This window comes from Streptomyces subrutilus (assembly GCF_008704535.1).
Taxonomy (GTDB): domain Bacteria; phylum Actinomycetota; class Actinomycetes; order Streptomycetales; family Streptomycetaceae; genus Streptomyces; species Streptomyces subrutilus.
Genome location: NZ_CP023701.1, coordinates 2,998,318 through 3,012,227, shown reverse-complemented (window position 1 = coordinate 3,012,227; position 13,910 = coordinate 2,998,318). Strand labels below are relative to the sequence as shown.

Genomic DNA, 13,910 nt, shown 5'->3' with positions numbered 1-13,910 from the left:
GGGTCCTGTGCCAGTCGAGTCGTCGGCAGTCGAGCCGGAGTCGAAGTCGCAGTCGGAGTCGGAGTCGGAGTTCGTCACGGTGCGCCGGCACGGCGACGACGGGGTCGTGGAGCTGGTCCTGGACCGGCCCGGGGCCATGAACGCCGTGTCCACCGCGATGGCCCGCGCCATCGGGACCGCGTGCGCCGCGCTGGCGGCCGACCCCTCCGTGCGCGTGGTCGTGGTCTCCTCCGCCGCCGAGCGGGCCTTCTGCGTCGGGGCCGATCTCAAGGAGCGCAACACCCTCTCCGACGCCGAGCTGGTGCGGCAGCGGCCGACCACGCGCGGGGCCTACGGGGGCGTGCTGGAGCTGCCGGTGCCCACGATCGCGGCGGTGCACGGGTTCGCCCTGGGCGGCGGCTTCGAGCTGGCGCTGGCCTGCGACGTGATCGTGGCCGACGAGACGGCCGTGGTCGGGCTGCCGGAGGTCTCGGTGGGCGTGATCCCGGGCGGCGGGGGCACGCAGCTGCTGCCGCGCCGGGTGGGCGCGGCCCGGGCGGCCGAGCTGATCTTCACGGCGCGGCGGGTGGAGGCGGCCGAGGCGCTCTCCCTGGGCCTGGTGGACTCGCTGGTCCCGGCGGGCACGGACACGGCCGAGGCGCTGGCGCTGGCGGCCCGGATGGCGGCGAACTCGCCGGTCGGCCTGCGGGCGGCCAAGCGGGCGCTGCGGCTGGGGCACGGGATGGACCTGGCGGCGGGGCTGGAGATCGAGGACGCGGCCTGGCGGACGGTGGCCTTCTCCGGGGACCGCGCGGAGGGCGTGGCGGCCTTCAACGAGAAGCGCAGGCCGAACTGGCCGGGCCGGTAGCGCGGTCGCGGGCCGCCGCCCCGCCCGGCCACCGAAGGACGCGCCCGGCCTGCCGAATGGGACAAAACGCCTAATCTGGGGCGATGGGATTGGACGGGCGGCTCCGGGCCGTGGTGGGACTCGCGCAGGCGATGGCCGCGGCGTGCGCGCCTCGGGACAGTGTCAAGGCGGCCGCGCGGGGGGCGCGGGTCGCGCTGGACGGGTCCTTCGCCGCCATCTCCGCGTGGGAGCGGGAGCGGGGGCGGCTGCGGGTGCTGGTGAACGAGGGGGAGCGGAGGTCGGGGGAGGAGGAGTTCCCCGAGGACGAGTCGTACCCGGTGCACGACTTCCCGGAGATCACCGAGTTCCTGCACGAGCGGTGGGCCGGCGGCGGCGGGCCGCACGCCTGGGTCGAGAGCGCGCTGGGCAGCCGCCCGGGGCGGCGCGGGGAGTCCCTGCGCCGGCGCGGGCGCGGGAGCTGCGTGGTGGCGCCGATCGTGCTCAGCGGGCGGGCGTGGGGCGAGCTGTACGTGGCCCGGGACGAGGGGCTCGCGGACTTCGACGAGGACGACGCGGAGTTCGCGACCGTCCTGGCGGCCGTGGTCGCGGCCGGCCTCGCCCAGAACGAGCGGCTGGAGGAAGCCCGGCGGCTCGCCTTCACCGACCCGCTGACCGGCCTCGCCAACCGCCGGGCCGTGGACATGCGGCTCGACGAGGCGCTGGAGGAGCACCGGCGGGCCGGGGCGGTGGTGAGCCTGGTGGTCTGCGACCTCAACGGGCTGAAGCGGGTCAACGACACCCTGGGCCACGCGATGGGCGACCGGCTGCTGGAGCGGTTCGGGTCGGTCCTGAGCCTGTGCGGCGCCATGCTGCCGGGCGCGCTCGTGGCGCGGCTGGGCGGGGACGAGTTCTGCCTGGTGACCTCCGGTCCCACGGCGGACGAGGTGGTGCGGGTCACCGAGGAGCTGTGCGCGCGCGCCGCCGGACTGGAACTGGGCGAGGGGGTGGCCTGCGGGGTGGCCTCCACCGGGGACCCGATCGGGCCGGTGCAGTCCTCGCGGCGGCTGTTCCGGCTCGCGGACGCGGCCCAGTACAAGGCGAAGGCGGCGCGCTCGGCGAAGCCGGTGGTCGCGGGCCGGGACACCGCCGTGGTCCGCCTCGCGGACGCTCCGCCGCAGGCCCCGGGCGACCGCCGCCGCTTCCGCGGCCGGGAATGACGGCCGCTCAGGACGGGCCGCGATGGACGGGCCCCGGCGGCCGGGCCGCCGGGCCGCCGGGCCGGTCGCGCCGCGTCCCGGTCGGCCCGTACGGGGGCCCGCACGGGGCCCGTACGGCGCCGCGGTCGGCAAGGGGTCCGTGCCCGTCCCGCTAGTGACATGAAGGGATTCAATCCGTAGGGTGCTGAATATGGATATGCACACTGTCGTGGTGGGGACGTCCGGGGTCACCGCCGAGGACGTCATCGCCGTCGCCCGCGGCAACGCCCGGGTCGAGCTGTCCGGCGAGGCGCTCGACGCGCTCGCCCGCGCCCGCCGGATCGTCGACGCGCTCGCCGCCAAGCCCGAGCCCGTCTACGGGGTGTCCACCGGCTTCGGCGCCCTTGCCTCCCGCCACATCAGCCCCGAGCTGCGCGCCCAGCTCCAGCGCAACATCGTCCGCTCGCACGCCGCCGGCATGGGCCCGCGCGTCGAGCGGGAGGTCGTCCGCGCGCTGATGTTCCTGCGGCTCAAGACCGTCGCCTCCGGCCACACCGGCGTACGGCCCTCCGTCGCGCAGACCATGGCCGACGTGCTCAACGCCGGGATCACCCCCGTCGTCCACGAGTACGGCTCCCTCGGCTGCTCCGGCGACCTCGCACCGCTGTCCCACTGCGCGCTCGCGCTGATGGGCGAGGGCGACGCCGAGGGCCCCGACGGGACCGTCCGGCCCGCCGGCGAACTGCTCGCCGAGGCCGGGATCGAGCCGGTGGAGCTCCGCGAGAAGGAGGGCCTGGCCCTCCTCAACGGCACCGACGGCATGCTCGGCATGCTGGTCATGGCGCTCGCCGACCTCGGCCGGCTCTACACCTCCGCCGACATCACCGCCGCCCTCACCCTGGAGGCCCTGCTCGGCACCGAGAAGGTCCTCCAGCCCGAGCTGCACGCCATCCGCCCGCACCCCGGCCAGAGCGCCTCCGCCGCCAACATGGCCGCCGTGCTCCGCGGCTCCGGGCTCACCGGGCACTTCCAGGAGGAGTCCGCCCCGCGCGTGCAGGACGCCTACTCGGTGCGCTGCGCCCCGCAGGTGGCGGGCGCCGGCCGCGACACCATGGCGCACGCCGCCCTGGTGGCCTCCCGCGAGCTGGCCGCGGCCGTCGACAACCCCGTGGTGCTGCCCGACGGCCGGGTCGAGTCCAACGGCAACTTCCACGGCGCCCCGGTCGCCTACGTGCTGGACTTCCTGGCCGTCGCCGCCGCCGACCTCGGCTCCATCGCCGAGCGCCGCACCGACCGGCTGCTCGACAAGAACCGCAGCCACGGCCTGCCGCCGTTCCTCGCGGACGACGCCGGCGTGGACTCCGGTCTCATGATCGCCCAGTACACGCAGGCCGCCCTGGTCAGCGAGATGAAGCGGCTCGCCGTACCGGCCTCCGCCGACTCGATCCCCTCCTCAGCCATGCAGGAGGACCACGTCTCCATGGGGTGGTCGGCGGCGCGCAAGCTCCGTACCGCGGTCGACAACCTGACCCGGATCATCGCGATCGAGCTGTACGCGGCCACCCGCGCCATCGAGCTGCGGCACGGCCTGACCCCGGCCCCGGCCAGCCGGGCCGCCATCGCCGCCGCCCGCGCGGCCGGCGTGCAGGGCCCCGGGCCGGATCGTTTCCTCGCCCCCGACCTGGCCGCCGCCGACGCGTTCGTCCGCAGTGGCGGCCTCGTCGCCGCGGTGGAGCCGGTCACGGGCCCGCTGGCCTGACGGCCCGCTCCACGGCGCCCCGCGGACCCGCCGAAGGGGCCGCCCCGGTCTTCGGGGCGGCCCCTTCGGCGCGCCGCGCCGCGCCGCCCTCAGGGGGTGCGGGAGCGGCGCACCGAGAAGGTCACGAAGCCGGCCCCGACGCCCAGGCAGAGCGCACCGCCCAGCAGGTAGGGGGCGGTGTCCACGGAGCCCGTGTCGGCGAGCAGGAGCGGGGCGGGCGGCTGCCCGGCCGTCCGCGTGGTGGTGACGGTCGTGGAGGCCGCCGCGGCGGCGTTCGCGCGGACCGCGTGGTTCGCGGGGGCGGGTACGCCGGAATCCCCCGGACCGGCGCCCGGAGCGGTGGCGCCCGCGGAGGGCACGAACCACAGGGCGCCGAGGAGGGTGGTCGCTCCGAGAGCGGTGAGCAGCGGTCGACGTGCGGACACGGTGCGATCCCCCTTGTGGCAGCAGCGAATTGGCCGTGTGCGGTGATGCTACGGAAAGGGGCGGGTCGTGGGAAAGTCGGGGGTTCCCGCGGGCTTACGCTCCGTCGTATGAACCCCTCTGAGACATCACGTTACGTACGGCTTCGGGTCGATTTGGTACTGGAGGTACCCGATCCGGATGCACTCACCGGAGCCGCGCTCGCCCACATCAAGGCCGACGAGTTCATGCCCGACGAGGAGCGCGGGCACGCGGAGGCCGCCGTCCGCGAGGACGAGTCGGAGGCCCTCGCCTACCTCGTCGACCCCACTGACCTGGTCGTCGACATCCCGGGGGTCGAGCTGGCGCAGGCCTCGTGGAGCAGCGAGCCCGTGGAATACGACCCCGAGTCGATGGAGTGGGACCTCGACGAGGAAGATGGGGACTTCGACCAAGAAGACGACAACGCCTGACCGTGGGGTGGCCCACATCCGAACGGGATGTGGAACCGAACCCCGGCGTTAACGCGTTGTCAGGACCAGGCAGGGGGTCTGTCCCCCTGCCCGGCCCGACCCCGGGACGGCAGCCCCGGCGTTATCCGGCAACGATGGAGTGGCGTGTGAGGACGGACAGCAAGCGGCGGAGAAGGTCTTTGACGGCCATATCCGCCGTGCTCGGCGGCGTACTGGTGCTCTCGGCGTGCAGCGACGGGGGCGGCGGTTCGCCGAAGGGCAACGGCGAGGCCAGCAAGTCCCAGGCGGACGTCGACGCCGCGGCGGCCAAGGACACCTCCAAGGCCAAAATAGCCATCACCCCGAAGGACGGGGCCGGCAACGTCGGCCTCAACGACTCGGCCAACGTCGCGGTCAGTGACGGCACGCTCACCCAGGTGGAGCTCAAGTCCTCCGAGGGAACCGTCGTGGCGGGCAAGATAGCCGCCGACGGCAAGAGCTGGAAGCCCGACACCGCGCTGAAGCGCTCCACCAAGTACGCGGTCTCGGCGACGGCGAAGGACGCCGACGGCCGCGAGGCGCACGAGAACGCCTCCTTCACCACCGTCTCCCCGGAGAACAGCTTCGTCGGCTCGTTCATCCCGGACCAGGGACAGACGGTCGGCGTGGGCATGCCGGTCTCGATCACCTTCAACAAGCCGATCAAGGACCAGAAGGCCGTGCAGGCGGCCATCAACGTCTCGTCCAGCAGCGGCCAGGAGGTCGTCGGCCACTGGTTCGGCTCGCAGCGGCTGGACTTCCGCCCCGAGCAGTACTGGCAGGCGAACTCCACCGTCACGCTGAAGCTGGAGCTGGAGGGCGTGCAGGGGGCCCCGGGCGTCCAGGGCGTCCAGAGCAAGACCGTCACCTTCAAGGTGGGCCGCAGCCAGGTCTCCACGGTCGACGCGAAGACGAAGAAGATGACGGTCACCCGGGACGGCGCGGTCCTCAAGACCATCCCGATCTCGGCGGGCTCCCCGGAGAACCCGACGTACAACGGCCAGATGGTGATCTCCGAGAAGTTCAAGGAGACCCGGATGAACGGCGCCACCGTCGGCTTCACCGACGACGACGGCAAGGGCGAGTACGACATCAAGGACGTGCCCCACGCGATGCGGCTGTCGAACTCCGGCACCTTCATCCACGGCAACTACTGGGGCTCCGACTCGATCTTCGGCAGCGTCAACACCAGCCACGGCTGTGTCGGCCTGAACGACGCCAAGGGCGCCGGCGACCCGAACCAGCCCGGCGCGTGGTTCTTCGACAACTCGCTGATCGGCGACGTGGTCACCGTGGTGAACTCCCCGGACAAGACCATCAAGCCGGACAACGGGCTCAACGGCTGGAACATGAGCTGGGCCGAGTGGAAGGCCGGCGCGGCGTCCTGACGCCCCGTACGGCCGCGTAGCACGCACGACCCGCACGACCCGCACGGACGAAGGCGGACGAGGGCGGGGGACCCGGAAGGGTCCCCCGCCCTCGTCCTTTTCATGGGACTCTCACCCGGGCCTTATCCCGCGATCAGGGGTGCCGCCTAGCTTCGGCCGCATGTTCTTCACCTACCTCCGGCGCGAGTTGCGCCGCCGCCGCAAGGCGGCGCTCGTGGTCGCCTCCGGGCTCGCCCTGGGCATCGCCCTGGTCATCGTCGTCACCTCCGTCTCCGCGGGCATGACACGGGCGCAGGGCACCGTCCTCCAGTCGCTCTACGGGCTGGGCACGGACATGACCGTCACCAAGGCCCAGGCCCCGCCGGGGGAGGGCGGCGCCGCGGCCCGCCCGCGCTTCAGGTTCGACGCCAAGCCCGAGGGGGAGGGCGCCGACGGGACGGCCGCGCCCGAGCAGAGCAGCGACCTCGTGATGCCGCAGGGCTTCCAGACCCTGGACGCGGCCACCGTCAGCCAGGTGGCCGGCCAGGACGGCGTCGCCCAGGCGGCCGGCGGCCTCAGCCTCCAGGTGATGAAGGTGAACGGCCAGTTCAAGCGCGGTGAGTTCCGGCGGGCCGAGGGCGGCGGCGCGGCCAAACCGGGCGCCACCGGCGGCGGTGGCGGGGGCCCGGCGGCCGGCACGGTCGAGGGCGGCGGGGCCGACTTCGACGTCAACTCCTTCTCCGTCTACGGCGCGGACGTCACCCGGGCCGGCCTCGGCCCGCTCACCACCTCGAAGATCACCTCGGGGCGCGGCTTCGCGGCCGCCGACGCCGACACGGCCGTCGCCGTCGTCGACAGCGCCTACGCACGGCAGAACAAGCTGGCCGTGGACTCCGAACTCACCGTCAAGGGCGCCAAGTTCAAGGTCGTCGGCATCGCCACCGCCGACAGCGGGGACGCCGCGGCCAACGTCTACCTCCCCCTGAAGCAGGCCCAGACCCTCGCCGGGACCCCCGACAAGATCACCACGGTGTACGTGCGGGCCGCGGACTCGCAGAACATCGGCCCGGTCAAGCAGGCCATCCAGAAGAACGTCCCCGACACCACCGTCACCACCTCCGCCGACCTGGCCGACACCGTCTCCGGCTCGCTGTCCACGGCCGCCTCGCTCGCCGACACCGTCGGCACCTGGCTCTCGTACGCCGTGCTCGCCGCCGCCTTCCTCGTCGCCGGGCTCCTCACCTCCGCGGCCGTCAGCCGGCGCGTCCGCGAGTTCGGCACGCTCAAGGCCCTCGGCTGGAAGAGCGGTCGCGTCACCCGCCAGGTCGCCGGCGAAGCCCTGGTCAACGGCCTGATCGGCGGCGCCCTCGGCATCGCGCTGGGCCTTGCGGCGGCCCGGCTGATCACCGCGATCAGCCCCACCCTCACCGCCCACCTGGCCGGCGGGGGCGGCGGCGCGATGCGCGCGGCCGGGCGCGGCGGGGCCGGGTTCGGCCGCGGTGCCCGCGAGTCCGCCGGCAAGGCCCTGGACGTGGCCCTCACCGCGCCCGTCTCGCTCGCCACCATCGGCCTGGCCGTCGGCCTCGCCGTGCTGGGCGGCCTGGTCGCGGGCGGCTTCGGCGGCTGGCGGGCCTCCCGGCTGCGGCCGGCCGACGCCCTGCGCCGGGTCGAGTAGGCCCCGCGGGCCCCGCAGCCCGCGTACGCCCGCACGCGCGTCCGCACGTACCGATCCGAGCAAGCGAGGAACGAGATGTACCAACTCACCGCGGTCACCAAGCGCTACCGGCGCGGCAAGGAGACCATCGACGCGCTCGCCGGCGTCGACCTGACCATCGAGGACGGCGGCCGGCTCGTCATCCAGGGCCCCACGGGCGGCGGCAAGTCCACCCTGCTCCAGATGCTGGGCGCGCTGGACCGGCCCACCGCCGGCCAGGTCGTCCTCGACGGCCTGGACCTGGCCACGGTCTCCGAGGCCCGCCTCACCCGGGTCCGCGCCGAGAACATCGGCTTCGTCTTCCAGTCCTTCAACCTGATCCCCACCCTGACGGCCCGGGAGAACGTCGAGACGGCCCTGGTCCCGCTCGGCCTCAAGGCCCGCGAGCGGCGCGAACGGGCCGCCGAAGCCCTGGAGTCGGTGGGTCTGGCCGAACGGATGGGGCACGTGCCGGGCGAGATGTCCGGGGGCCAGCAGCAGCGCGTCGCCATCGCCCGGGCGCTGGTGAAGCGGCCGAAGGTGCTGCTGGCCGACGAGCCGACCGGCAACCTCGACGAGTCCATGCGGGACGAGGTCATGGAGCTGCTGGAGGGGCTGTGGAAGGAGCACGGCCTGACCTTCGTCATGGTCACCCACGACAGCGCCCTGGCGAAGCGGGCGCCGAGGGTGGCGACCATCCGGCGGGGCAAGGTCACCGTGACCGAGAACCCGTGACGGAGGACCCCTGAGGCGGGGGGCGGCCCCGCCGCCCCGGGGCCGCGCGCGGAGCCGGCCTAGGAGGGCTTCGGGGCCGGCGCCGACGCGGTCTCCGGCTCCGGTCCCGTCCCGCCCGCCGCCCCGGCCGCCGGATCCGCGGGCGTGGACCACGACGACAGCAGGGCGAGGGCGTCGGAGGACGGCGAGCCGGGGGCCGCGTGGAAGACCACCAGCGCCTGTTCCCCGTCGTCCGGCAGCCGCAGGGTCTCGAACGCCAGGCTCAGCTCGCCCACCAGCGGGTGCCGCAGCCGCTTCACGCCGTGCGTCTTGTCCGCCACGGTGTGCGCCGCCCACAGCTGCCGGAACTCCTCGTTCTTCACCGACAGCTCACCGACCAGCGCGGACAGCTGCTCGTCCTCCGGGTGCTCGCCCGCGTACATCCGCAGGTTGCTGACCACCTCGCACGCCCGGCACTCCCAGTCCTGGTACAGCTCCGCCGTCGCCGGGTCCAGGAACACCAGCCGCACCAGGTTCCGCTCGGAGGCCGGCAGCGCCCCGAAGTCCCCGAAGACGGCCGCCGCCAGCCGGTTCCAGCCGATCACGTCCTGCCGGTGCCCCACGAGGTACGCCGGTACGCCGTCCATCGCGTCCATCAGCGTCCGCAGCGCCGGCCGCACCTGCTGCGGACGGTGCGGGCGGCTGCGCTGCTTGCGGGTGCGGGGCCGGGCCAGGTGCGTGAGGTGGGTGCACTCCGTGTCGTCCAGCCGCAGGGCCCGGGCGATGGCGTCCAGCACCTCCGCCGAGACGTTGTGGCCGTTGCCCTGTTCCAGCCGGGTGTAGTACGCGACGGACACCCCCGCCAGCTGCGCCAGCTCCTCCCGGCGCAGCCCGGGCACCCTGCGGTGGCGCCCGTAGTCGGGCAGGCCCACGTCCTCGGGGCGCAGCCGCGCCCGGCGGGAGCGCAGGAACTCGCCCAGTTCGGCTCGCTGATCAAGCTGGTCCATACCGCAAGTATCTCCGGCCGCCCGTGTGCGGCGCCGGGCCCAGCCTGACCCCGACAAGGGTAGGTCCGGCAGTCCTAGGCAGGACAGGGGGCTGGGTGGGAACGGCTGAGCGGGGCAGGGTGGAGGTGTACGGCACGAGCCCCATGTGCCACAGGTACCTCGGGCGTCACGTCAGCACCGTCACGTACGGTGTCGCACCGCCACGGAGGGTGCAGCACCGTCGCCGACGGTCCCGCACCCCGCCTCCGCGCGGTGCGGAGCGCGCCGCCCACCGCACACCTTCCGACCGCGTACCGCCGAGGAGCATCCCCCATGTCCGTCACCCAGGTCGCCGCCTACGCCGCCCCCGCCGCGAAGGCCCCGCTGGAGCGCACCACCGTCCCGCGCCGCCCGGTCGGCGAGCACGACGTCCTCATCGACATCAAGTACGCCGGCATCTGCCACTCCGACATCCACCAGGCCCGCGACGGCTGGGGCGAGGGCATCTTCCCGATGGTCCCGGGCCACGAGATCGCGGGCGTCGTCGCCGAGGTCGGCCCCGGCGTCACCAGGTACGCGGTCGGCGACCGGGTGGGCGTCGGCTGCTTCGTCGACTCCTGCCGCGCTTGCGAGTACTGCCGGCGCGGCCAGGAGCAGTACTGCGTCAAGGGCATGACCCCCACCTACAACGGCCGCGACAAGGAGGGCGAGCCCACCTACGGCGGCTACTCCACGCACGTCGTCGTCGACGAGAACTACGCCGTCCGCATCCCCGAGGGCCTCGCCCTCGACATCGCGGCCCCGCTGCTGTGCGCGGGCATCACCCTGTACTCGCCGCTGAAGCACTGGGAGGCCGGCCCGGGCAAGAAGGTCGCCATCGTCGGCCTCGGCGGCCTCGGCCACATGGGCGTGAAGATCGCCGCCGCGCTGGGCGCCGAGGTCACCGTGCTGTCGCAGTCCCTGCGCAAGAAGGAGGACGGCCTGAAGCTGGGCGCCTCCCACTACTACGCCACCAACGACGAGACCACCTTCGAGAAGCTGGCCGGCACCTTCGACCTGATCGTCTCGACCGTGTCGGCCCCGCTGCCGCTGGACGCCTACCTGTCGCTGCTGAAGGTGGACGGGGCCTTCGTCAACGTCGGCGCCCCCGAGGAGCCGGTCTCGCTGAACCTCTTCTCCGTCATAGCCGGCCGCAAGACGCTCGCCGGATCGTCCATCGGCGGCATCCCGGAGACGCAGGAGATGCTGGACTTCTGCGCCGAGCACGGCCTGGGCGCGGAGATCGAGCTGATCGACGCCGGGCAGATCAACGAGGCCTACGAGCGGGTGCTCTCCAGCGACGTGCGCTACCGCTTCGTGATCGACACCGCGACGATCTGACCCGAGCGGCGCGCACCGGACCCGGCGGGCCCGGCGCCGCGCGGCCGTGACAGCGGGTCCGGGGCCTCGACGGCCCCGGACCCGCTGTCACGTGTTCTTCATGCCCCGTGCATGGCTTCGGCCCGGACACGGCGCGGATGATCTGCACATCGTCCGCCCGCCGCCGCAGCCCAGGAGTCCGCGATGCCCAGCCGCCGTCACTTCCTCGCCGGATCGGCCGCGGCCGCCGCCGGCCTGGCCGCAGCCGTGCCGCAGCCCCCGGCGGCGGCGGCCGGCGCGAACGGTCCCGCCGCGGCCGCCCCGGCCGGGCCGCCCCACCTGGTGGTGATCCTGGCCGACGACCTCGGCTACGGCGACCTCGGCGCGTACGGCCAGAAGCAGATCACCACCCCGCGCCTGGACCGGCTGGCCGCCGAGGGCCTGCGCTTCACCGACGCCTACGCGGCCGCCGCCGTCTGCGCCCCGTCCCGCGCCGCCCTGCTGACCGGCCTGCACACCGGCCACGCGGCCGTCCGCGCCAACCCGGACAGCGGCGGCCAGGGCGGTCTCGGCGCCGGGGACACCACCTTCGCCGAGGTGCTCCGGGCGCGCGGCTACCGTACGGGCCTGTTCGGCAAGTGGGGCTTCGGCCCCGAGGCCGGGGACCAGCCGAGCCACCCGGGCGCGCGCGGCTTCGAGGAGTTCTACGGGTACATCGACCACGGCCACGCCCACCAGTACTACCCGGCCTACCTGTGGCACAACGGCGCCAGGGAACCCGTGGCCGCGGGCACCTTCGCCCCCGACGAGATCGTGCGGCGCGCCCTCGGGTTCATCGACGCGCACGCGGCCGGCCCGGACCCGTTCCTCCTCTTCCTGACCCCGACCCTGCCGCACGCGCCGAGCGAGGTCCCCGACGTCGGCGCGTACGCCTCGACGTCCTGGACGCAGGCGAACAAGGCGCACGCCGCGCAGATCAGCCTCCTCGACGCCCAGGTGGGCGCGGTGGTGGACCGGCTGGCCGCGCACGGCGTCGCGGAGCGCACCGTCGTCCTGTTCGCCTCCGACAACGGCCCGCACGAGGAGGGCGGGGTCAACCCGGACCTCTTCGACGCCAACGGCCCGCTGCGCGGCTACAAGCGCAACCTCTACGAGGGCGGCGTCCGCGTCCCGTTGATCGCCTGGGCCCCCGGCCGCATCGCCCCCGGCACCACCAGCACCCGCCCCACCCCCCTCTACGACGTCCTGCCCACCCTCGCCGAACTGGCCGGGGCCCCGGCGCCCGCCGACGTGGACGGCCTCTCGGCCGCGGCCGTGCTGGGCGGCGCCGCCGCCCTCGCCCCGCTCCACGACCACCTGTACTGGTACCGGGACGAGCAGGGCGTCACCGGCCGCGCCGACGCGGCCGACGGCGGGCGCGCCAAGCGGGTCGCGGAGGCGGTCCGCAAGGACCGCTGGAAGGCGGTGCGGTTCGCCCCGGCGCGCGACCGCACGGCCCCCGACGCGCAGTGGCGGTTCGAGCTCTACGACCTGGCCGCGGACCCCGGCGAGCAGCGCGACCTGGCCGCCGCCAACCCGGCCGTGGTCGCCGACCTGACGGCCCGGCTGCGGGCGTCCTGGGCGGACACCTACCCGCGCCGCCCGTGGGGCCTGACCGCGGCCGTCTCCGCCGACGCGACGACCGTCACCACCCGGCTGGCCAACGGCACCGCCCGTGCCTGGCCGGACGCCCGCGTCACCCTCCCGGTCCCGGCCGGCTGGACGGCGACCCCGGCGGGCCCCGCGGCCACCGCCTCACTGGCCCCGGGCGCGGCCCTGACCACCACCTGGAAGGTGACCGCGCCGTCGCCGGCGCCCGCCGCCACCCTGTTGACGGCCGCCGCCACGACCTCCGCGTACCGGTTCACGGCCCCGCTGCGGCTGACCCCGCTGCCGGCGCCGCCCGCCCGCGACGGCTGGCTCAGCGACCTGCCGTGGGTGTCGGCGGCCAACGGCTGGGGCCCCGTGGAGATCGACCGCTCCAACGGCCGCAAGGAGGCGGGCGACGGCACGCCGATCTCCTTCGGCGGCGTCACGTACCCCAAGGGCCTGGGCGTCCACGCCCCGTCGGAGGTCGTCTACCACCTGGGCGGGCGCGCGGACCGGTTCACGGCGCTGGTGGGCATCGACGACTTCTCGAAGAACCAGTCCGCGGCCGGCGCGACCCGCGCCGTCGTCCGCGCCGACGGCCGCACCCTGCTCACCACCCCGGTGCTGACGGCGGCCGGGGGCCCGGTCGCCGTCGACCTCGACGTGCGCGGCGTCCGCCTCCTGCACCTGGTGGTCCAGGACGCCAACGCCACCACCTCCTTCGACCACACCTCCTGGGCCCGCGCCCGCGTCACCGTGGTCTGAGGGCCCGGCCCCCGGCGGGGTCACCGGGCCGGGTCACCGGGCCCGGGGGCCGTCATTCGCCCGGGGCCGCCGCCACGCCGATCGGGCAGGAGACGCCCGTGCCGCCGATGCCGCAGTAGCCGCCCGGGTTCTTGTCCAGGTACTGCTGGTGGTGGGCCTCGGCCGGCCAGAACGGCCGGTCCGCGGCCGGGAGGACCGTCGTGGTGATCTCGCCGTGGCCCGAGGCCGTCAGGACCCGCTGGTAGCCGGCGCGGGAGGCCTCGGCCGCCGCCTGGTGGGCGGGGGAGTGGGTGTAGAGCGCGGAGCGGTACTGGGTCCCGACGTCGTTGCCCTGGCGGAAGCCCTGGGTGGGGTCGTGGGACTCCCAGAACCGCTTCAGCAGGGCGGCGTAGGAGACCACCGACGGGTCGAAGACCACGCGGACGGCCTCCGTGTGGCCGGTCCGGCCCGAGCAGACCTCTTCGTACGTCGGATTCTGCGTGAAGCCGCCCTGGTAGCCGACCAGGGTCGTCCACACCCCCTCGGTCTGCCAGAACGTGCGCTCCGCGCCCCAGAAGCAGCCCAGCGCGAAGTCGGCGACCTCCAGGCCGTCCGGGTACGGGCCGGTGAGCGGACGGCCGAGGACCGTGTGGCGCTCGGGTACGGAGAAGAGCGGCTCGGCGCGGCCCGTCAGGGCCTCCTCGCGGGTGGGGAGCTCGGGCGTGCGGCGGTACGAGAACATGG

At 74.5% G+C, this 13,910-nt stretch carries 12 protein-coding genes; 9 read left to right on the top strand and 3 right to left on the bottom strand.

The genetic code is table 11. From position 1 onward, the window contains the following. The first annotated feature begins 7 nt into the window (after positions 1–7). The 3 genes from CP968_RS12900 to hutH all read left to right on the top strand — a co-directional run bounded on the left by CP968_RS12900 (position 8) and on the right by hutH (position 3,781). Positions 8–847, top strand: coding sequence for an enoyl-CoA hydratase/isomerase family protein (locus tag CP968_RS12900; protein ID WP_150518161.1), 840 nt, complete (start codon positions 8–10; stop codon positions 845–847). A gap of 83 nt (positions 848–930) precedes the next feature. Then, positions 931–2,043, top strand: coding sequence for a GGDEF domain-containing protein (locus tag CP968_RS12895; protein ID WP_150518160.1), 1,113 nt, complete (start codon positions 931–933; stop codon positions 2,041–2,043). 196 nt (positions 2,044–2,239) lie between these two features. Further along, complete coding sequence (gene hutH, locus CP968_RS12890; RefSeq protein ID WP_150521889.1) at positions 2,240–3,781, top strand: histidine ammonia-lyase; 1,542 nt, start codon at positions 2,240–2,242, stop codon at positions 3,779–3,781. Between the two features lie 89 nt (positions 3,782–3,870). Here hutH and CP968_RS12885 read toward each other — a convergent pair whose 3' ends face one another. After that, a complete protein-coding gene (locus tag CP968_RS12885) occupies positions 3,871–4,206 on the bottom strand; it encodes a hypothetical protein (protein WP_150518159.1) in 336 nt (111 codons plus the stop codon). A 108-nt stretch (positions 4,207–4,314) separates the two neighbouring features. Here CP968_RS12885 and CP968_RS12880 point away from each other — a divergent pair, with 108 nt between their 5' ends. From CP968_RS12880 to CP968_RS12865, 4 genes are all read left to right on the top strand, one after another. Continuing rightward, complete coding sequence (locus CP968_RS12880; protein WP_150518158.1) at positions 4,315–4,656, top strand: hypothetical protein; 342 nt, start codon at positions 4,315–4,317, stop codon at positions 4,654–4,656. A gap of 134 nt (positions 4,657–4,790) precedes the next feature. Continuing rightward, positions 4,791–6,062: a L,D-transpeptidase gene (locus CP968_RS12875; RefSeq protein ID WP_150518157.1), complete on the top strand. Its 1,272-nt coding sequence runs from the start codon at positions 4,791–4,793 to the stop codon at positions 6,060–6,062. 160 nt (positions 6,063–6,222) lie between these two features. Continuing rightward, the gene (locus tag CP968_RS12870) at positions 6,223–7,716 is read left to right on the top strand and encodes an ABC transporter permease (protein ID WP_150518156.1); all 1,494 of its coding nucleotides are present in this window, start codon (positions 6,223–6,225) and stop codon (positions 7,714–7,716) included. A gap of 75 nt (positions 7,717–7,791) precedes the next feature. After that, on the top strand, positions 7,792–8,469 hold the full coding sequence (locus tag CP968_RS12865; RefSeq protein WP_150518155.1) for an ABC transporter ATP-binding protein: 678 nt from the start codon (positions 7,792–7,794) through the stop codon (positions 8,467–8,469). 59 nt (positions 8,470–8,528) lie between these two features. Here CP968_RS12865 and CP968_RS12860 read toward each other — a convergent pair whose 3' ends face one another. Then, entirely contained in the window at positions 8,529–9,455 is a 927-nt protein-coding gene (locus CP968_RS12860; protein ID WP_150518154.1) for a helix-turn-helix domain-containing protein, read from the bottom strand. 312 nt (positions 9,456–9,767) lie between these two features. On the opposite strand from CP968_RS12860, the gene CP968_RS12855 reads away from it, so the two are divergent. Further along, the gene (locus CP968_RS12855; RefSeq protein ID WP_150518153.1) at positions 9,768–10,814 is read left to right on the top strand and encodes an NAD(P)-dependent alcohol dehydrogenase; all 1,047 of its coding nucleotides are present in this window, start codon (positions 9,768–9,770) and stop codon (positions 10,812–10,814) included. Positions 10,815–10,997: 183 nt separating this feature from the next. Beyond that, complete coding sequence (locus tag CP968_RS12850) at positions 10,998–13,187, top strand: sulfatase family protein (protein WP_150518152.1); 2,190 nt, start codon at positions 10,998–11,000, stop codon at positions 13,185–13,187. A 52-nt stretch (positions 13,188–13,239) separates the two neighbouring features. On the opposite strand, the gene msrA is transcribed toward CP968_RS12850, so the two are convergent. Continuing rightward, a complete protein-coding gene (msrA, locus tag CP968_RS12845) occupies positions 13,240–13,908 on the bottom strand; it encodes a peptide-methionine (S)-S-oxide reductase MsrA (RefSeq protein WP_150518151.1) in 669 nt (222 codons plus the stop codon). Between the last annotated feature and the right edge of the window lie 2 nt (positions 13,909–13,910).